This window comes from Nocardia crassostreae, assembly GCF_001613405.1.
In the GTDB taxonomy this organism is placed as follows: domain Bacteria; phylum Actinomycetota; class Actinomycetes; order Mycobacteriales; family Mycobacteriaceae; genus Nocardia; species Nocardia crassostreae.
This window is the reverse complement of record NZ_BDCH01000013.1, coordinates 169,672-187,516: the sequence shown is the minus strand read 5'-3', so window position 1 is coordinate 187,516 and position 17,845 is coordinate 169,672. Positions and strand designations below refer to the sequence as shown.

General features: G+C 66.5%; 22 protein-coding genes. 11 read left to right on the top strand and 11 right to left on the bottom strand.

All coding sequences use genetic code 11. The features are described from left to right. Nucleotides 1–7 precede the first annotated feature (7 nt). Entirely contained in the window at nucleotides 8–661 is a 654-nt protein-coding gene (locus NC4_RS11965) for a DsbA family oxidoreductase (protein WP_067536525.1), read from the bottom strand. 167 nt (nucleotides 662–828) lie between these two features. Between NC4_RS11965 and NC4_RS38880 the strand changes: the two genes are divergently transcribed. Continuing rightward, nucleotides 829–1,119 carry a winged helix-turn-helix transcriptional regulator gene (locus tag NC4_RS38880; RefSeq protein ID WP_369690733.1) on the top strand — a complete coding sequence of 97 codons (291 nt, stop codon included), beginning with the start codon at nucleotides 829–831 and terminating at the stop codon, nucleotides 1,117–1,119. Between the two features lie 50 nt (nucleotides 1,120–1,169). Here the strand turns inward: NC4_RS38880 and NC4_RS11955 are convergent, their stop codons facing one another. Next, nucleotides 1,170–2,102 (bottom strand): NAD(P)H-binding protein, encoded by a 933-nt coding sequence (locus NC4_RS11955; protein WP_218021048.1) that lies wholly within the window; start codon nucleotides 2,100–2,102, stop codon nucleotides 1,170–1,172. Between the two features lie 102 nt (nucleotides 2,103–2,204). On the opposite strand from NC4_RS11955, the gene NC4_RS11950 reads away from it, so the two are divergent. After that, nucleotides 2,205–2,624, top strand: a complete 420-nt coding sequence (locus NC4_RS11950) for an HIT domain-containing protein (RefSeq protein ID WP_067536518.1) — start codon at nucleotides 2,205–2,207, stop codon at nucleotides 2,622–2,624. 99 nt (nucleotides 2,625–2,723) lie between these two features. Further along, nucleotides 2,724–3,350 (top strand): VOC family protein, encoded by a 627-nt coding sequence (locus tag NC4_RS11945; protein WP_067536781.1) that lies wholly within the window; start codon nucleotides 2,724–2,726, stop codon nucleotides 3,348–3,350. A 96-nt stretch (nucleotides 3,351–3,446) separates the two neighbouring features. Here NC4_RS11945 and NC4_RS38875 read toward each other — a convergent pair whose 3' ends face one another. The 3 genes from NC4_RS38875 to NC4_RS11935 form a co-directional block, all read right to left on the bottom strand. Beyond that, nucleotides 3,447–3,638 carry a DUF1059 domain-containing protein gene (locus NC4_RS38875; RefSeq protein WP_084528918.1) on the bottom strand — a complete coding sequence of 64 codons (192 nt, stop codon included), beginning with the start codon at nucleotides 3,636–3,638 and terminating at the stop codon, nucleotides 3,447–3,449. Nucleotides 3,639–3,755: 117 nt separating this feature from the next. Further along, nucleotides 3,756–4,427: a CPBP family intramembrane glutamic endopeptidase gene (locus NC4_RS11940; protein ID WP_067536778.1), complete on the bottom strand. Its 672-nt coding sequence runs from the start codon at nucleotides 4,425–4,427 to the stop codon at nucleotides 3,756–3,758. 70 nt (nucleotides 4,428–4,497) lie between these two features. Then, a complete protein-coding gene (locus NC4_RS11935) occupies nucleotides 4,498–5,112 on the bottom strand; it encodes a TetR/AcrR family transcriptional regulator (protein WP_067536515.1) in 615 nt (204 codons plus the stop codon). A 126-nt stretch (nucleotides 5,113–5,238) separates the two neighbouring features. On the opposite strand from NC4_RS11935, the gene NC4_RS11930 reads away from it, so the two are divergent. Together NC4_RS11930 and NC4_RS11925 are read left to right on the top strand one after the other, a co-directional pair. Further along, nucleotides 5,239–5,628: a nuclear transport factor 2 family protein gene (locus NC4_RS11930; RefSeq protein WP_067536513.1), complete on the top strand. Its 390-nt coding sequence runs from the start codon at nucleotides 5,239–5,241 to the stop codon at nucleotides 5,626–5,628. 106 nt (nucleotides 5,629–5,734) lie between these two features. Beyond that, on the top strand, nucleotides 5,735–6,277 hold the full coding sequence (locus NC4_RS11925) for a GNAT family N-acetyltransferase (RefSeq protein ID WP_067536511.1): 543 nt from the start codon (nucleotides 5,735–5,737) through the stop codon (nucleotides 6,275–6,277). Nucleotides 6,278–6,337: 60 nt separating this feature from the next. Here the strand turns inward: NC4_RS11925 and ligA are convergent, their stop codons facing one another. Both ligA and NC4_RS11915 read right to left on the bottom strand, forming a co-directional pair. After that, on the bottom strand, nucleotides 6,338–8,329 hold the full coding sequence (gene ligA / locus NC4_RS11920) for an NAD-dependent DNA ligase LigA (protein WP_067536508.1): 1,992 nt from the start codon (nucleotides 8,327–8,329) through the stop codon (nucleotides 6,338–6,340). 88 nt (nucleotides 8,330–8,417) lie between these two features. Beyond that, nucleotides 8,418–9,197 (bottom strand): NAD(P)H-dependent oxidoreductase, encoded by a 780-nt coding sequence (locus tag NC4_RS11915; protein WP_067536506.1) that lies wholly within the window; start codon nucleotides 9,195–9,197, stop codon nucleotides 8,418–8,420. Nucleotides 9,198–9,335: 138 nt separating this feature from the next. Here NC4_RS11915 and NC4_RS44525 point away from each other — a divergent pair, with 138 nt between their 5' ends. From NC4_RS44525 to NC4_RS11905, 3 genes are all read left to right on the top strand, one after another. After that, complete coding sequence (locus NC4_RS44525; protein ID WP_369690732.1) at nucleotides 9,336–9,482, top strand: hypothetical protein; 147 nt, start codon at nucleotides 9,336–9,338, stop codon at nucleotides 9,480–9,482. Next, complete coding sequence (locus NC4_RS42460) at nucleotides 9,483–10,184, top strand: helix-turn-helix transcriptional regulator (protein ID WP_369690731.1); 702 nt, start codon at nucleotides 9,483–9,485, stop codon at nucleotides 10,182–10,184. 305 nt (nucleotides 10,185–10,489) lie between these two features. Further along, nucleotides 10,490–10,966 carry a hypothetical protein gene (locus NC4_RS11905; protein WP_157554585.1) on the top strand — a complete coding sequence of 159 codons (477 nt, stop codon included), beginning with the start codon at nucleotides 10,490–10,492 and terminating at the stop codon, nucleotides 10,964–10,966. 108 nt (nucleotides 10,967–11,074) lie between these two features. Here the strand turns inward: NC4_RS11905 and NC4_RS11900 are convergent, their stop codons facing one another. Further along, nucleotides 11,075–11,362, bottom strand: a complete 288-nt coding sequence (locus NC4_RS11900; RefSeq protein ID WP_067536501.1) for a putative quinol monooxygenase — start codon at nucleotides 11,360–11,362, stop codon at nucleotides 11,075–11,077. Nucleotides 11,363–11,727: 365 nt separating this feature from the next. Next, nucleotides 11,728–12,165 (bottom strand): helix-turn-helix domain-containing protein, encoded by a 438-nt coding sequence (locus tag NC4_RS41525; protein WP_218021046.1) that lies wholly within the window; start codon nucleotides 12,163–12,165, stop codon nucleotides 11,728–11,730. Between the two features lie 200 nt (nucleotides 12,166–12,365). On the opposite strand from NC4_RS41525, the gene NC4_RS11890 reads away from it, so the two are divergent. Then, entirely contained in the window at nucleotides 12,366–13,355 is a 990-nt protein-coding gene (locus NC4_RS11890) for a glycoside hydrolase family 113 protein (protein ID WP_067536496.1), read from the top strand. Here the strand turns inward: NC4_RS11890 and NC4_RS11885 are convergent. Then, nucleotides 13,350–13,961 (bottom strand): TetR/AcrR family transcriptional regulator, encoded by a 612-nt coding sequence (locus tag NC4_RS11885; protein ID WP_067536494.1) that lies wholly within the window; start codon nucleotides 13,959–13,961, stop codon nucleotides 13,350–13,352. The genes NC4_RS11890 and NC4_RS11885 overlap by 6 nt on opposite strands. Before the next feature lie 149 nt (nucleotides 13,962–14,110). On the opposite strand from NC4_RS11885, the gene NC4_RS11880 reads away from it, so the two are divergent. Both NC4_RS11880 and NC4_RS11875 read left to right on the top strand, forming a co-directional pair. Then, entirely contained in the window at nucleotides 14,111–15,130 is a 1,020-nt protein-coding gene (locus tag NC4_RS11880) for an aldo/keto reductase (protein ID WP_067536491.1), read from the top strand. 127 nt (nucleotides 15,131–15,257) lie between these two features. After that, nucleotides 15,258–16,397, top strand: coding sequence for a S1 family peptidase (locus NC4_RS11875; protein ID WP_067536488.1), 1,140 nt, complete (start codon nucleotides 15,258–15,260; stop codon nucleotides 16,395–16,397). Nucleotides 16,398–16,461: 64 nt separating this feature from the next. Here NC4_RS11875 and NC4_RS11870 read toward each other — a convergent pair whose 3' ends face one another. Continuing rightward, entirely contained in the window at nucleotides 16,462–17,319 is an 858-nt protein-coding gene (locus NC4_RS11870) for an MFS transporter (RefSeq protein ID WP_245721637.1), read from the bottom strand. Nucleotides 17,320–17,845 lie beyond the last annotated feature (526 nt).

Below are 17,845 nucleotides of genomic sequence, written 5' to 3'. Positions count from 1 at the left end.
TCCAGAGCTAACCGCTCACCCGTGAGCGCAGCGACCGCTCGAGCAGCTGCCGGAAGTCGCCTGGCTGCCGCGCGCCGGAGATCGCGAAGCGATTGTCGAAGACGAAGGTGGGGACGCCGCTGATGCCGAGAGCGAGGGCGGCGGCTCGATCGGCGTGCACGGCATCGGTGAAATCATTGCCTGACAGGAGGTTTCGGGTGGTCGCCGCGTCCAGGCCGACCTCCCCCGCCAGCGACACCAGCGTTTCGACATCGGTGAGTACGGCGCCCTCGCCGGTGTAGGCGCGCATCAGCCGTTCTCGCATCGCGTCACCGAGTCCGGCGGATTCGGCGAGTTTGATGAGGCGATGAGCGTCCAGGCTGTTGACGGCCCGGGCCCGGTACAGGTCGTACCGCAGCCCGGCGCGAGCCGCCATCGCCTCGACCATGTCCATCCGCTCCCGGGTCTGCTGCTCCGTTCCGCCGAGATCCTGCCTGGAGCGTTCGGGCAGCGAGAGGTCCGGTGCGCGCCCCAGCCCCGGATCGAGTTCGAAGGCGTGCCAATGCACTTCGACCTGCTCGCGCTGGTCGAAGTCCGCCAGCGCCGTTTCGAAGTTGCGTTTCCCGATGTAGCAGAACGGGCAGAGAATGTCGGACCAGATATCGACCTGCACAGTAGCCATGAATTCGACGCTAGGACATGAGCTTTCGAAATGTAAGGACGTACCCTCAGGTAAGCTCCTGATATGAGCGTAGCCTCCCAGGTCGAGCCCCCGCCCCCGGACAACCTCGTCGAGCCGCTCCGCCGCGGTGCCCCCACCCGCGAAATCCTCGACCACATCACCAGCCGCTGGCCCTATTCGTCCTGGCCGCCCTCCGCGCCGGTCCCCTCCGCTTCCACCAACTCCGCGACGCCGTCGACGGCATCAGCGAGAAGATGCTCTCCCAAACCCTCCGCACCCTCGACCGCGACGGATTGGTCACCCGCACAGTCGAACCCACCAAACCTCCGCAAGTCACCTACGCCCTCACCCCACTCGGCCGCCAAGGCGCGAGCTACCTCTGCGATCTCATCCACTGGATAGGCACGAACACCCCCGCCATCCTCGAAGCCCAGCAGCGCTACGACGCCGAGGAATAGCAAGGGGGCGTTCGGGTCGACCGGCGAGTCGCCTCGCAGGCCAACGCCGTTCAACGAAAGTCGTCGACGTGGTCCGCAGCCCACCGGGCGAATGTCCGCGCACGGTGACCGGCGACTACGCGGGTTATCGGTGTCGGTTCGGCAACCGCCATCGTCCCGGCCTCCCAACCAGCCATGATGGCGTCCACGGCAGGCGGCGGCAACGTCCGGCCCAGTTCCGTCCGGGCCTCCTCCACGGAGATCGACTCGACGGCAATGTCACGGTCGATCGCCACGCCGATATGCCGGACCTGCTGGCGGAGCGTGAGCGATTCGGGGCCGGTCACGGCGTAGGCGTGGCCGTGATGCCCCGGTTCGATCAGGGCGGTCACAGCGAGCGCGGCCAGATCCTGCTCGTGAACCGGTGCTGTCCGGGCCTCCGGATAAGGCATCCGAACGGTGCCCTCCTCCCGAATCGACCGCTGCCACCACCACAGGGCATTGGTGGCGAACATCCCGGGACGAATGAACGTCCACTCCAGATTCGATCTCTCAATGGCCGATTCGACGATCACATGCATTCGGCCGATCGGATTGCTGTCCGGATCCTCGTCCAGAACAGCTCCGGACGACAGCAACACCACACGCTTCACGCCCGCCGACTCCGCCGCCGCAACGAACCCATCGATACCATCCGGCCGGGCATAGAGGAACACGCTGTCCGCATCTTCGAGCGCCGCAGAAAGCGTTTCGGGCCGATCCAAATCCGCCACGACAACATCCGCTCCGGATTCGAATCCCGCCCTCCCGGGTTCACGACTCGCCAGGCGAGCGTGCGCACCAACCGCCCTCAAACCCGCCACAACATGACGGCCGACATTTCCACTGGCCCCGAATACAACAGTTGTCATGGCCCGCACAGTAGGAAGAAGCCTTGCCCACCGTAAGGACGTACGCCGAGGTAAGCCGCTGAACCGACGGTAGGTTCGCTCGTCCTGCACCATGAAAGGTACAGCGAGAGTGACGCATTCAGCTTCGAGGTGACACCTGTGAACGATTTCCGAAGCGACAGGATCGGCAGTGCCCTTCGTGGCGAGAATCCGACAGTGCTGCGCCGTTTGACCGGCGGGTTCGCGATGATCGGGGAGGTTCAGTTTCTGCCCGGATACTGCGTACTGCTCATCGACGACCCCGCCGTGCACCGGCTGTCCGATCTGCCCCGTGCCAAGCGATCCGCCTTTCTGACCGATATGGACCGCCTCGGCGAGGCAGTCGAACGCGTCTGCAGGAGCCGCGATTCCACCTTTCGCCGGATCAATCTGGAGATCCTCGGAAATACCGAACCATATCTGCACGCACACATCTGGCCTCGCTACGACTGGGAACCGGAGGAGGTGGTGCACATGCCGGTGTGGCTGTATCCACGCGCGCGGTGGACCGATCCGCAATACGCGCTCGGCCCCCAGCACAGCGCCCTCCGGCAGGCGATCTCCGAAGAACTCGAACGACTCGCCTCCCCCGAGTGAGCCCGGGCCCGGTGCGGGGCACGGCCCGTGGTCTTTCCGTGGCGGGTTCCGTGTTCAGCACGGATGTCGCAGGTCCAGGCGAAATTTAACGTTATGGGCATGACGAACACCACCGCCACCACCGAAATCAACGTCACCCTCGAGGTCTCCGATCCGGCCGGGATCGCCGCCGCCTACGAGGCCGCCTTCAGCCTCGGCGACAAGCTGTCCTTCCGCGCCGCCCAGGCCGAGTCCGAGGGCTTCCGCGGCTTCATGATCTCCCTGGTCGTCGACCAGCCCGGCACCGCCGACAACCTCATTGCCACCACCCTGCAGAACGGTTTCACCGTCCTCAAGCCCGCCAAGAAGAACCTCTGGGGCTACGGCGGCATCATCCAGGGCCCCGACTCCACCATCTGGAAGGTCACCACCTCCCAGAAAAAGGATTCCGGCCCCTCCAGCCGCAATGTCGACATCGTCGTCCTCCTCCTCGGCGTCGAAGACGTCAAAGCCAGCAAGCAGTTCTACCTGGACCGAGGCCTCGCCGTCTCGAAGAGCTTCGGCGGCAAATACGTAGAATTCGCCCTCCCCGATTCCCCCATCAAACTGGCCCTCTACCCCCGCATAGCCGCCGCCAAGGACGCGGGCGTCGCCCCCACCGGCTCCGGCTCCCACGGCATCGTCGTCACCGCCGACAACGCCCCCTTCACCGACCCCGACGGCTTCATCTGGGAACCAACCGCCTGACCCCCACCGAAACACACTCCCACTCCCTACCGCGCTGACCGAACGAGTCAGCGCGGTACGCGTCGGTGAATGCGCTCCAGCAGAACCGTTACCGATTCAGGTCGAAACCTTCTCATCCTCAAGAAGCTCCCGAACCTGCGCCCGCAACTCCGGCCCATCCTCATGCTGGTGCACCGACACCGCATGCTCACAAGCCGCCCGCACAACTTCCTCTTCCTCACCAGAAATAGTGAGCGTGCAATTCGATTCACTCGGGAACCGACGACAGTCAGCTACTTTCCTAGTCATCGGCCGAACCTCCTGACAGAGATCAAAAAGTGGTGCTCCTCTACGGTAAACCCACCCACCACCAGTCAGGAAGAAATCACCCAGCAACATTGAGCCAGAATCTGCATCAGTGCCCGGTCACGGGCCGAGCTGAATGGTCCGTGTCGGGGTGGCGCCGTGGTAGAAGTAGCGGCCCAAGCCGATTGAGAACACGAGGATTCCGTATAGGGAGTGTTCTACGGAGGCGGTGAAGAGTGAGCGGGTGGAGAGATATCGGGTGGCGAAGATCCAGCCGCCGACGCCGCTGGCTGCGACCGAGAACCAGCTGCCGAAGATGATGTGGACGTAACCGAAGGCGGCGGCGCTGGCGGCGATGAGCAGTGGGCCCTCGCCGAATAGCGGTGCGTAGCGGTGGAAGAGGAATGATCGGAAGATCAATTCTTGGGGGTAGACGCTCAGCGCGGGGTACAGCAGCATGACGGCGAGCCAGAGCATGGGGTTTCGGCGTGGGAGGTCGAAGAGGTCGTCTCGGCGTAGGAGTGCGGTTGCGGCCGTCAGTGCGACCGCACTGGATCCTGCGGAGACGGCCATGGAGCGGGCCTGGGTGCGAAATGCCTTGGCGCGCCATAGGGAAGCACGGTCGAAGTCTTGTGAGCGGCGCAGATAGATCGTGACGCCGGTGCCGAGCGCCAAGAGTGCCGGAATCGGCGGTTTTCCCCGCAGTACGGCGTTGTAGAGAGTGGTTCCGCCGAAGAACAATGCCGCATACTCGGCGCCCAGATACACCCGACGCCACGGTCGAATCCGCATGGTCACACCATAGGTTCCAGCCGCCGGGAGCGCCGACCAGCGCAGGCGGGGGCGGTAACGGCCTGCGCGGCTAGGGTTCCGGGTCGATGGCGAGACCGGAGACGATTTGTTCGATCACCGCTCGAACGGCGGTGGTGTCGCCGGGCTCGTCGTCGGAGTTGGCGAGGTATTGGGCGGCTTCGTCCAACGCGCCCACCACGATCAGGGCCAGCGGGCGGACCGGTTGGGGGCGCACGCGGCCCGCGGCCATCGCGCCGGAGAGCGCGTTCTCGACCAGGCCGATGGTGTGGCGAAGCTCGATCTCGCGCCACTGTTTCCAGCCGAGCACCGCGGAACCGTCCAGCAGGGCGATGCGCCGCACCTCGGGCGCGGTCGAAGCCTGCAGCCAGGCCAGACAGCCGACAATCAGACTCGCGATCGGGTCCTCGGCGCGCGCTTCGGCGACCGCGGACCCGATCACCTTGACCAGGTCCCGCTCGAGGTCTTCGAATACCGCCTCGAACAGATCGCGCTTCTCGCTGAAATGGTGGTACATCGCACCCCGGCTGACCCCCGCCGCCTCGGCCACCGCGACCGTGCTCACCGCCCCGTATCCGTACTGCCCGAACAGTTCTCGTGCCACGCGGATCACCACGGCGCGGGTGGCGGCCGAGCGTTCGGCTTGGGTGCGGCGGTCAGCGTTCATAGCGACGTCGAAGTCTAGGCCAGCGCCGGATTCCGGTGCGATTCGAGGCGTTCCGACCCTTGACCGGCCGTACGCCCTTCCTGGAACATACAGTCATCCTGTTTGTATCTTAGAAGGATTCCCCTTATGTCCGATTCCACCCGAGACCTCTTCGAGCGCTACCACGCCTGCTGGGAGGCCCGCGATCCCGACCGCATTGCCGAAATGCACACTCCCGACTCGATTTTCCACCTCCACTCCGGCCGCAAACCCGCGCACGGCCGCGAGGAGATCCGCGCGGCAGCCGCCGAGAACTTCGCCCTGGTCCCGGATCTCACCTTCCACGTGGTCACCCTGCGTGTCGGCGAGGACTTCTGGGTCGTCCAGCAGACCCTCACCGGAACCGCCATCACCGGCGGCATCGTCGAGGTCGACCTCGCGGATGTGGTGTTCATCGAGAACGGCGCGGTGAAGGAGAAGCACTCCTACGTCGACGGCGTGGCAATGCAGGCGGCGCTGTCCGCGGCTGCGCAATAGGCTCCGCGTCTGCGCAATAGGCGCGGAACCCGCTGCCGTGGCTACGGTGGTCGTGGCCGCAGACATCTGATCTTGCGGCCATCGCGCCAACGGAGGACTGACGATCGTGACGGAGAATCGACTGGACGACATGGTGATTCGGCGAGCCGAGGCCGCCGACGCACCCGCGGTGCTGCACCTCTTCGACGAGGTGATCGCGTGGTTCGTCGCCATCGGCAATCGGGAACAGTGGGGCACCGAGCCGTGGTCCACTCAGGAGTCACGCGTCAAACGCGTCACCGAGGCATGCTCCCTGCCCGGGGCGTGGATCGCCGAACATCCCCGGCTGGGCGTGTGCGGTGCCCTCGTACTCGGCGAGGCAATGCCCTATGTGCCGGTCGCCACCGAGCCGGAACTCTATGTCCGACTACTGATCTCGTCCCGCGACCCGGGCGCGCGCGGCATCGGCCGCCGACTACTCGCCTTCGCGGACAACGAATCCCGGGCCGCCGGGCTGGACCGCCTGCGAGTGGACTGTTACGGCGGCGGCACCGGGGCACTCGTCCGCTTCTACGAATCGTGCGGTTATGAACGTCTCCAGCACATCGACGTCGAGGGATGGCCCTGCCAAGTTCTCGGTCGAACGCTGGAGGCGTCCTCAACGACGTAAATGCGGTTGCTCTGTTCCCGGTGCTCCGTACCGCCCCCGCGTCCGACTGCCGACTCCGGATCAGACGACGTTGGCGGCGATCAGCAGATTCCAGATCTCGTTCTGGTCCACCACTTCCACGCCGAGCTTCTCCGCCTTGGTCAGTTTGCTGTCGCCGACTCCCGCACCGGTAATCAGCAGGTCGGTGTTGGCCGACACCGAAGAGGCGGCCGTCGCGCCCGCCCTTTCGCAGAGGCGTTGGAATGTCGGGCGGGCGACCTTCTCCCCGGAGCGCGGGTCGCTGATGGCCCCCGTGATCACGACTGTCTTGCCCGCCAGCGGTGCACCGGCCGCGACGACCGGAGGAAGGTCTTCCTCGCGCACATCCAGCGAGACGCCCGTTTCGCGCAACCGCTCCAACTCGGGACGTAGTCGGGTCAGATGAGTGACCAGGGAGGCCGCGACTTTCGGGCCGATGTCCTCCACTGCCACGAGCTTTTCCTCACCGGCGTCGGCGACTTCCTCCAACGAGCCGAATCCGGCCCGGGCCAGGCGCGCGGCGGTGCCATCGGAGGCCATGGGGATGGCCAGTCCGATGAGCGCGCGACGCAGGCCGACCTGGCGGCTGGCGTCGATCGAGTCGATCATGCGCTGGGCGGAGATCTCACCGATACGGTCGAACTCGAGCAGACGCTCCTTGGTCAAGGTGTAGAAGTCCGACGGATTCTCCAGAATGCCCGCCTCCGCGAGGCGTTCGATCCGCACCTGACCGATGGCATCGATATCGGCGGCCGCACGTGAGGCCCAATGGATGAGCCGCCGAACCGTCTGCGCGGGACAGGAAACGTTGATGCAGAACAGTTCCCGGCTATTGCCCTGCTCTGTGACCGGCTGCTCGCAGGAGGGGCAGACGGTCGGTGGCACGATCTCGCTTTCGTCGCCGGTGCGCTTAGAGGCATCGAGAACGCCTGCCACGAAAGGAATCACGTCACCGGCGCGGCGCACCAGAACCGTGTCACCGACCTTGATATCGCGGGCGCGAATCACCTCCTGATTGGCCAGCGTGGCCTTGGTGACCGTCGTGCCGCCCACGAATACCGGCTCCAGCCAGGCGACCGGCACGATCTTGCCCGTCTTGCCGACATCCCAGATCACCTCGCGCAGCAGCGCGGTCTTCTCCTCGGCGGCGAACTTGAACGCCAGCGCACCGCGCGGCGAATTCGAGCGGGTCCCGGCCGCCGCGTACGCCTCCCGATCGGCCAGCCGCAGCACCGCGCCGTCGAGGTCGTAGTCGAGATCATTGCGCCCCTGCTCGATCGCGGTGATCGCGGCCTGCGCCTGCTCGGCATTGTCGCAATGCCGCATCCGCGCACCCGTGATTCCCAGCGCCGCCAGCCCTTCTTCCAGGTCGAGCGCGGCGCCGCCCGCCGAGGTATCCAGGTCGAATCCGAAGAATCGCAGGCGGCGCTCGGCCACCGTAGCCGGATCCTTCGCGCGCAGCGTGCCCGCGGCGGCATTGCGCGGATTGATCAGCGGCTTGTCCGGATGCGCCTTGTTGTAGGCGTCGAAGGTGGACCGCAGCATGACCGCCTCGTCCCGCACCTCCACCCGTCCCGGCGCGTCGATCCGCTCGGGAATGCCGTCGACCAGGGCGCGGACCAGCATGGTCACATCGTCACCGGTGGTGCCGTCGCCCCGGGTCACCGCGCGCACCAGCCGCCCGTCCTCGAACACCACAGCCAGCGACAAACCGTCGAGCTTCGGCATCACCACGACCGACTGCCCCGGAAAACGATCGAAGAACGCCACGACCTGCTCGGGTTTAGTCGCCTTCTCCAGCGAGAGCATGGGCCGCGAATGTCGGATAGGCGCGTGCAGCACCGCGGGCGCGCCGACCTGCTCGAGCGGATTCGGATCGGGCGCGAGATCGGGATTCGCCTCGATCAGGCCGCGCAACTCGTCCTCGACCGCGTCGTACTCGGCGTCCGCAACCAGCGGCGAGCCCTGATAGTAGGCATCGCGCAAGGCCACGATGCGGTCGGCGAGCTCTTGGATACGTTCCCCAATTTCCACGCACCCGACGCTACCGATGCACACCGACACCGCGCGCAACGACGCATGGAACGTTCGGGATGGGAATTCCCCGACGGTAGGCCGACCGTCAGCCGCGCACGTGCAACCCGAACCCCGTGCGCCCGGCGGGCTCCAGCCCTTCCTTCAAGTGCAGCGATGGGATCTCGTAATCGCCGAAGTTCTGCTGCCGGAACGCAATCGGATCGGTCGACTCCAGTGTCAGCAGCCGCTCCTCCCACGCCTTGGCCGCATCCGCGTAGTCCTCGGCCGTCATCCGGTCGGTGCCGTACAGCACGAACGGCGGCAGCACCTCGATGCCCGGGTAGTACAGGATGCCGTGGTGAATCGGGAACAACAGATCCTCGATCGGTCCGTTGATTCCGCGCGCGGCGTAGTGCCGCTCGGGTCCACCGGCGGTGACCGACAGCAGCGCCTTCCTGCCCGCGAGGGTGCCCTCACCGTAGCGCTCGCCGTATTTGACGTCACTGTGTTCGCCCACGCCGTAGGCGAATCGGTAGGTGAACACCCGATCCACCCAGCCTTTGAGGATCGCGGGCATGGTGTACCACCACAGCAGGAACTGGAAGACGATCGTGTCGGCCCACAGCAGTTTCTCCTGTTCGGCGCGCACATCGGGGGTGAGCGTCCCGGCCTCGAAAGCCCGCCCCGAATCCCGCGGGACCTGCAGCGGGCTCGAGGCGTCGGGTCCGTAGTCCGCGGCGTCGACGGACGCCTTCCAGTTCATCGCATACAGATCGCTCACCCGCACCTCGTGCCCGGCGCCTTTCAAGGTGGACACCGCAAGGTCTTTCAGCGAGCCGTTGAGCGACTTCGGCTCCGGATGGGCGTAGACGATCAGCGTCTTCATGGGAACTCCTTCGAATCGGATGCCTTCGATCCTGGGTTCCGCGGCGCCCGGCGTTCAGGGGCGCTTCGACCATCGGACGGGACTTCCTGGTAACGCCAGGACCACCTTCGTGCCCGTCGCCGACGCGATACTGGGGGCATGGATGATCTCGCGGGCTTTCTGCGAACCCGGCGCGCCCGAGTCGACCCGGCGGCCGTCGGCATCCCCGCCGACCGCTACCGCCGCGTCGAAGGACTCCGCCGCGAAGAGGTCGCGCACCTGTCCGGCGTCAGCGTCGACTACTAGGTGCGCCTGGAGCAGGGCCGCGCCACCCAGCCCTCCGAACAGGTCCTCGACGCCCTCGCCCGCGTGCTCGGTCTCGACGACACCGAACGCGGTCACCTCTACCGGCTCGCCCGCCAGCGCCGCCGCCGCGCCAAGGCCCCGAGCGGCCGGATCCGCCCCGAGTTGCTGCGCGTCCTCGACCTGGTCACCGGCGCACCCGCCCTGATCATGGACCACCGCCTGGATGTCCTCGCCGGAAATCGCCTCGCCGAACTCCTCTTCGGCCGCCCCATGCCCGGCCTCAACACCGCCCGCCACATCTTCCTCGAAGAGGATCAGCGCGGCCTCTACGCCGACTGGGAGAAATGCACCCTCGACGCGGTCGGCCACCTCCGCCTGGCCGCCGGTAAATACCCCGACGACCCCGGCCTGGCCTCCCTCATCGGCGAACTCGCCATGGGCAGCGAGCGTTTCCGCCGCCTCTGGGCCCGCGCCGACGTGTGCGCCCGCACCCACGGCCGCAAGCCCTACCACCATCCCCTCGTCGGCCTCCTGGAACTCCACCAGGAAAACTTCGCCCTACCAGACCAATCCGGCCTGGAACTCCTGATCCTCTCCGCCGCCCCCGGCACCCCCACCGAAGACGGCCTCCGCCTCCTCGCAGCCCTGGACACGAACACCGAACCCGCCCAGCCCTCGAGGACCGCCCGAGTCCACGACTGACCCACCGGCGCCGTTCCGGGGCGCGCCGACGATGGTCCGCACATACCGACGCGGCGGGCGGTTATCGTTGATTCGTCACATGGGCGAGGGCGCACGGGCCCGGCTCCGATGCTCGGTGGGGTCCGGGCAGGAAACGGGTGTGGCGGTCCTGAGGGAGAATACGGACGTGAGCGACGCAGTCAGGCAGCATTTCAGAGGTCGGCCGGGGGCGTCGGCCGTCGTGGCATCGGCGGGCGCCTCGGCGCCCGTCGGCGGTTAGCTCATGTCGGATCGGGAAGGGCCGGAGCCCGTCGGGAACAGGTTCGATGCGGTGGAACGGCTGCGCCAGAAGCTGGGAGGGTTTGAAGGCCGCCGAGACCGGCGACGGCGCCTCGAAGGTCACCCGGCTGCCGCGGCGCCCGCGGCGCATGACGGAGGAGCCCGGCGAGCGTCCGCACAAGACTTGGCGTTCGGAAGGCCCCGCCGTCTATGATCCCGCGCCGACCAGGCCCGTGCAGCGCTCGGAACTGCAGCGCGAGACCGGGTGGTGGCCGGTCGATCCCGGCCGGGCGCAGCATCCCGCCCCGGAGCCTGATACGGGCCGAGCCGAACACGATGGCAACGTCGTCGATTTCGGCGCCGCGCGGCGGAAGCGAACCGGTGACGACGCCCCGGCCCCCGGCATCCGGCGCATTGCCCGACCACGCAGAATCAGCTCCAACTCCGGCGAGGGACCCGAGAACACCGGCCGCCGCGACGACCCCCATTCGCCCCCACCGGGCGGACCTCCCCGCCAGACCTGATTCCCCTGGGGCACTAGAAATCTGAAGCATCGACGACCGGGAACTGGTGGCGGACGCTACTCGCGAAATGCCGCCACCAATTCCCGGTGATCAACCGTCCAGTGCGACTCAGGACAAGGAGCGCCGGGCGGTCACGTCGTACTCGGTTACCGACGCGGACAGGATTGCGGCGGACTGTTCGTCGGAGGGGCCTCTGCCGCGGAACGCCTCGACCGAGGCCTGGTTGTCCCATCGTTCGAAGATCACGATCCGCTCGGGGTTCACGATGTCCGCGGTGATGGAGAACTCGAGGCAGCCTGGTGCGCGCCGCGCCTGTTCGACCACCTTCACGCACCCCGCGAGATAAGATTCCCGCTCCCCCGCCTCGACCCGGATATGCCCCGCCACAATGATCATTGCCGACCCTTTCGTTCTGAAGTCATTAAAGGCGGATTCCAGCCAGTCCTGCTCGACACCGCCGTTGACACGACGCCGGGACTCTCTCGTGTTCGTCAGTTCTCGCGGGCGCTGGCAGTGGCCCGCCAATGTTCTACCGAACGGATGATGTCGGTACCGATTTGTTCGAGGAAGGCGGCCGTTGTCGCCAATCGGGCGCGGGTTTGCGTGTCGGGGCCGAAGGCATGGGCGGCGCGGAGGGCGGTGGCGGCCAGGTGCTGGTTGGCGCGGGCGCTGGTCAGGACGGTGCGGATGCCTGCGTCCGCGTCGATGAAATAGCGCTGGCGGCGGGTGGTTTCGTCGCGGCGGCGCAGGAGGAGACCTTGTTATTCGAGGAGGCCGACGGCATGGGAGATGGTGGCGGGGCTGACTTGGAGGTGTTGTGCGAGGTCGGCTGCGGTGCGACTGCCGGTTTCGGAGGTGAGCAGGCAGACGAATATGCCTGCGGCGGTACGCGGTAGACCCGTGTCGATGAGGGCGGCGGTCAGATCGCGGACGGCTGCGACGGATTCCGCTGTGGGCGTGGCGGATTCGGCGCCGGGCTGTGGAGCGTCCGGACGGGGTTTGCGGCGGGCGCGGGCGGTGGTGGCCAGGTGGGCGAGGTCGGCGCTGTAGCGGCCGGGGCCGCCGTTGCGGGCGACTTCGCGGGTGATGGTCGAGGTGGGGCGGCCCAGGCGGCGGGCGATCTCGGCGTGGTCGAGGCCCTCGGTCAATCCGGAGGCAATATGTCTCCGGTCGGTTCTGGTCAGTCTGCGTCCTGGCATGCGCTCGCCTTCGCGGGTTCGGTCACCTCGACGCCAGTATCGGTGCCGGTCTCGGATGATTGCAACGCGGGTCGCCTCAGCGGGCATTAACCGACACTGTCGTTGCAATCGTGTATTGCACCAACTACCAGGCCAAATGATATGAACTACCGGGCCCGCGTCATTGATCCACTTTTCGGATTCCACCTAAGTTCGGAACCATGCGAGCACGAGGTATCACCTACGACACCGGATTCGCCCCGGGCGGGCGCAGCAGCCGGACCGACTTCGACTCCGAGGTGGTGCGACGCGAGTTGTGCATCATCGCCGAGGACCTGCACTGCGATGCCGTCCGGATCACCGGCGACGATCCCGAGCGCCTGACCATCGCGGCCCGCCATGCCGTCGATGCCGGTCTGGAGGTCTGGTTCTCACCGTTCCCGTGCGAACTGACCGCCGCCGAGATGGTCCCCTACTTCGCCGACTGCGCCGGGCGCGCCGCGGCCGTCGGAGCCGAAGTCTTCGTCGCCGGTTGCGAATTCAGCTTGTTCGCAACCGGTTTCCTGCCCGGCGACGACACCTTCTCCCGAATCGCGTCATTCACCAGCGGCGATCCGGCGGCAGCGGCGGGCCTGCTCGACACCAATGCCCGGATCAATGCCGCCCTGGCCGACATCGTCGCCGAGGTACGAAAGCGCTTCGGCGGCAAGGTGACCTATGCCGCCGGAACCTGGGAGGCCATCGACTGGACGCCGTTCGACATCATCGGCATCGATGCCTACGGCGATCCGGAGCACCCGGCATATCGTGAGGGCCCGCAGGCACTGAAACAGCTGGGCAAGCCGATCGCGGCGACCGAAGTCAGCTGCTGCACCTATCGGGGCGCGGCCGAACTCAACGGAATAGGCTGGACCATAGTCGATTACGACGCCGACCCGCAGCACATCATCGGTGAACACTTCCGCGACGAAGACGAGCCCGTCCACTACATGCGCCGACTCTTCCAACTCTTCGAGGAAGAGTCCGTGGACACCGCCTTCTGGTACACCTTCGCCGGGTATCACCTGCCGCACAGCGCGGACCCGTACTACGACCTCGATCTGGCGTCGTTCGGCGTATGCAAGGTCATGCCCGACGGCGCCCTCGCTCCGAAGCGCGCCTTCCACGCCCTGGCCGAAATCTGCGCACGCCCGGCGGCGACCCCGTCATGATGTTGCCGCAGTGCGGGATTCAGACCCCGGAATCGAATCCGCGCGCAGTCCCGCAATGAGTAGGGCGACCATCCGGCGAGCACTGTAGCGAGGGTCGTTGGCCTCGCCGATGCAGAGGTTGCCGACGGCGCGCATGAGCTCGTACGGATCGATATCGGCCCTGATTTCGCCTGTGGCAATGGCTGATTCGAGGATTTCGGCGCATACCGGGACCAGGCGGTCGAGGAAGTACGCGTGCAGGGTTTCGAAGGTGGCGGCATCGGAGCGCAGGGCTTCGGCCAGGCCGTGCTTGGTGACCAGGAAGTCGACGAAGAGGTCGATCCACGCGGTCAGCGCGGCATGCGGGCTCTCGCTGTCGGCGAGCAGGGCGGGACCGGCCGCGGCACAGGCTTCGACCTGATGGCGATAGACGGCGACGACGAGATCGGCCCGGGTCGGGAAGTGGCGGTAGATGGTGCCCACGCCGACGCCCGCCTTGGCGGCGATATCGCGCACGGGGACAGTGACACCGGAGGCCACGAAGGCCGCCGCGGCGGCATCGAGCAGGGTTTGCTCGTTGCGGCGGGCGTCGGCGCGCTTCCGGGGGGTTGATCCGCTCTCGGTCACTGGGCAGGGTCCTCCATCGATCCGCTTGGCAAACGGAACAAGGTTCCGTATGTTGGTTAACGGAACAATGCTCCGCTTGTTCAGAATGCCAGAGCGGCCGGGCCGGACCAAGCTCCGCGGTCGCTTTCACCTCGCATGGAGGATCAGTCATGCAGTACCGCACATTGGGCCGGACCGGCGTCAAGGTCAGTTCGCTCGCGCTGGGCGCCATGAATTTCGGGCAGATCGGGCGCACCACGCAGGAGGAGGCCACGGCGATCGTCGATGCCGCACTCGCGGCCGGGATCAACCTCATCGATACTGCCGACTGGTACGGGCGCGGCGAGTCGGAGGAACTGGTCGGCAAGGCGATTGCCGGGCGGCGCGAGGACATCGTGCTGGCCACCAAGGCCTACATGCCCATGAGCGAGGACCCCAATCATCGGGGGAGTTCGCGACGCTGGCTGGTCCGGGCGCTGGACGACAGTCTGCGACGGCTCGGCGTCGACCATATCGATCTCTATCAGATGCATCGGTGGGATCCGGACACCAGCGATGAGGAGACGCTCTCCGCGCTGACCGATCTCCAGCGTGCGGGCAAGATCCGCTACTTCAGTTCGTCGACGTTTCCGGCGTATCGCATCGTGCAGGCGCAGTGGGCGGCGCGCGAGCACCGGCTGAGCCGATATGTGACCGAGCAGCCGAGCTATTCGATACTGCAGCGCGGCGTCGAGGCGCATGTGCTTCCGGTGGCTCAGGAGTACGGGCTCGGGGTGCTGGTGTGGAGTCCGCTGGCGTCGGGCTGGCTGTCCGGCGCTATCCGCGAGGGGCGCGAAATCACCACGAACCGTTCGAGTTTCATGAAGGATCGCTACGACACGGCCGTCCCGGCCAATCGCGCCAAACTGGAAGCCGTCGAGGCATTGGCGAAGGTCGCCGACAAGGCCGGGCTGACCATGATCCAGCTCGCCCTCGGATTCGTGACGGCGCATCCGACGGTGACCAGCGCGCTCATCGGGCCGCGCACCCTGGATCACCTGCGGTCCCAGCTCGCGGCCGCGGACACCGTACTGCCCGCCGACGTGCTGGATGCGATCGACTCGATCGCGGCCCCCGGCATCGACCTCGCCCCACACGAGAAGGTCGACACGCCGCCCGCCCTGCTCGACCCGGCGCTGCGGCGTCGCTGATTCGGCTCGCGCCGCGCCGATAGTGGCCTGCGCGCAATCGCGTCCGTGCAATGGAACTATTGACGCCGGTTTTCGATCTTGTACCGCGTAATTCTCTTGGTCTACCACGGACGAAGGAGCTGAAAGCGTGCTGAATCGGCGGCAATGCGCGGCGGGCCAGATCGTCATCGGACTGACGATCGCCTTTCTCGGAGGTCCGAGCCCGGCACAGGCGGAGCCCATTCAGTCGACGCGGCTGCTGCCGGAGGAGTTGACCGCGGCGATTTCTCGGGACCTGCACATATCGGCGGAGGAGTATCTGCGGCGATCCCGGGTCGCGCAGCAATTGGCGGTCTTCACCGCGACGGCGCGCGAGCAATTTCCGGATTCGATCGAGCAGGCGGGGCTGGATTCGGAGGTGCGCGGCGTGCTGGCGCTCGCCGCGGGTCCCGGGGCCGATATCGTCCGAATGGACGCAGGCACAGCGGGATTCGACATTCGAGACGTGCTCGTCCTCGGGCTCCCCGCCTCCCCCGCCGTGCCGACGCCGGTGGAGCGCCGGAGCGGCGATCGCCCAGCGGCGACCGAAGTCGCGGGCGGCGACCCCTTCGTGGCCATGCCGCCACAGGGAAAGAAGGTCAGCTTCGGAATGTGCTCATGGGGCTTCAACGGCATCGACCACGACGGCGCGACCGTCAATATCACCGCAGGCCATTGCAATATGGAGGCGGAGAAAGAGAACCCCAACCCACTGCACGTGTACGCCCCCTCGACAAAGAATGGCGTGGACACCCCGGTCGGACACTTCCACAAGTCATTGACGTTCAAGAACACCGCCCGCGACTACGCGATAATTCGAATCAGCGACGAGGCCCGCCCCCTCTTCGACAACAACCTCGTCCGCTCGCGCGGCACGAAACCTCTTCCCATCACCGGAGTAGCCGACCCCGTAATCGGCGCCCCCGTCTGCAAACTGGGCCACACCACCGGCTACACCTGCGGCGTAATCGTCGACGTAGACCCTCCCGAAGACGGTGGCCCCTCCCAATCCTTCACCCACACCGCCTTCCAGTTCTCCGGCGACAGCGGCGGCCCGATCATCACCGGCACCTCCGCAGTAGGCATAGTCAGCCGCCTGGAAAGCACCCTCGACCTCCCCACCGACCCAGCCGCCTACCTGGACCCTCGCTGGCACGACCAAACCCGCCGAAACCTCTTCCGCGTAGTAGCCCAATCCATCTCCGCAGTCCTAACCGAGAACCCAGGCCTCCAAATCCGCACCCACTGACCCGGGAGCAGGTAGTGGTGCAGGGGTCTTCTCGACCTTTGCCTGCACCAGTACCTGCTTCGGCTCAGCCCACGGGGGTGGGATGGCGGGTTGGGCGGGAGGTCAGTAGGACGATGCTCGCGGCTGCGACTGTGAATGCCGCGCTCGAGAGGAACGCGGAGGTCGGGTTCGCGGTGTTGTCGACGATCGGACCGGCCACGGCTGGGCCAAGCACAGCGCCGAGGTTGAATGCGGTCGTCGCGAGAGCTCCCGCGATATGCGGTGCGCTAGGCGCGGCAGCCTCGACGATCATGCCGATGAGTGTCGAGCCCACACCGAAGGCGGCCGCCCCGGCCACTACCGACATGATCAGCACCCCGGCCACAGTGTGCGCGGTCACGGCGGCCAGCAGCCAGATTCCGATCAGGCTCAGCGTCCCGATAGTGATGATCCGCCGACCGTGATGGCTGAAGCGGCCACTCAGCAGCACGCCGCCGAACGACCCGACACCGAATGCCCCGAGCACCAACGGAACCCACCGATCACCCGTTCCCGAGAGATCGGCAGTGATCGTGCCCAGATACGTGAACCCAGCGAACGTCCCGGCATTCACCAGCACCCCGGTGACAACCGCGGCAAGAACCGGACGCCGCGTGACAACCGACCATTCACGCGAAATCGACTGCCCGGCACCGTCATACCGCTCCCCCTCCGCACGACCGACCAGCACCCAGAGCGGAACGAGCACCGCAGCGCCGAGAACGGCAACAGCCCAGAAAGCCGACCGCCATCCCCAAACCTGCCCGAGCACAGTCCCCGCGGGCACCCCGGCAATACATGCCACCGTAACCCCGGACACCACGACCGAAGTCGCGCGCCCCACCCCCCGCAGCCCCAACCAATCGCGGCAACCCAGCCAACGCGATCGCCAGAAAACCAGCATTCGCAACCGCCGCAACTACGCGAGTCGCCAACAACACCGCGAATCCACTTGCCACAGCACCGATCACATGCGCCAAGAAGAACACCCCCAAGAACCCCACCAGCGAATACCTCATCGGCAACCGCCCCGCCGCCATGGCCATCACCGGCGCCCCCAACACCATCCCCGCCGCGAACAGCGAAGTAAGCAACCCCGCACCCCCGAGCGAAACCCCGACATCACCCGCAATCCGCTTCAACAACCCCGACACCATGAACTCGGATGTGCCCTGCGCGAAAACCGCAACAGCCAGCACGAAAACCACAATGGGCATAGTGAAACTCCCGGACACAGGGGCGCCCCGGCTCAACCCAGCGGCACCCACAACGATTGCGAATCAGGCACCCAGCCCACCCGCAAGAAGACAGCATCCAGCGCCGCAAGCCGCTCCAACCCACCGACCGCCACGCGCCCGGCACCGCAAGCTCACAACGCCGCCCAGCACAACCGCCAGGCGGCTACCGTCTGGATGCCTCCGGAGAATTCA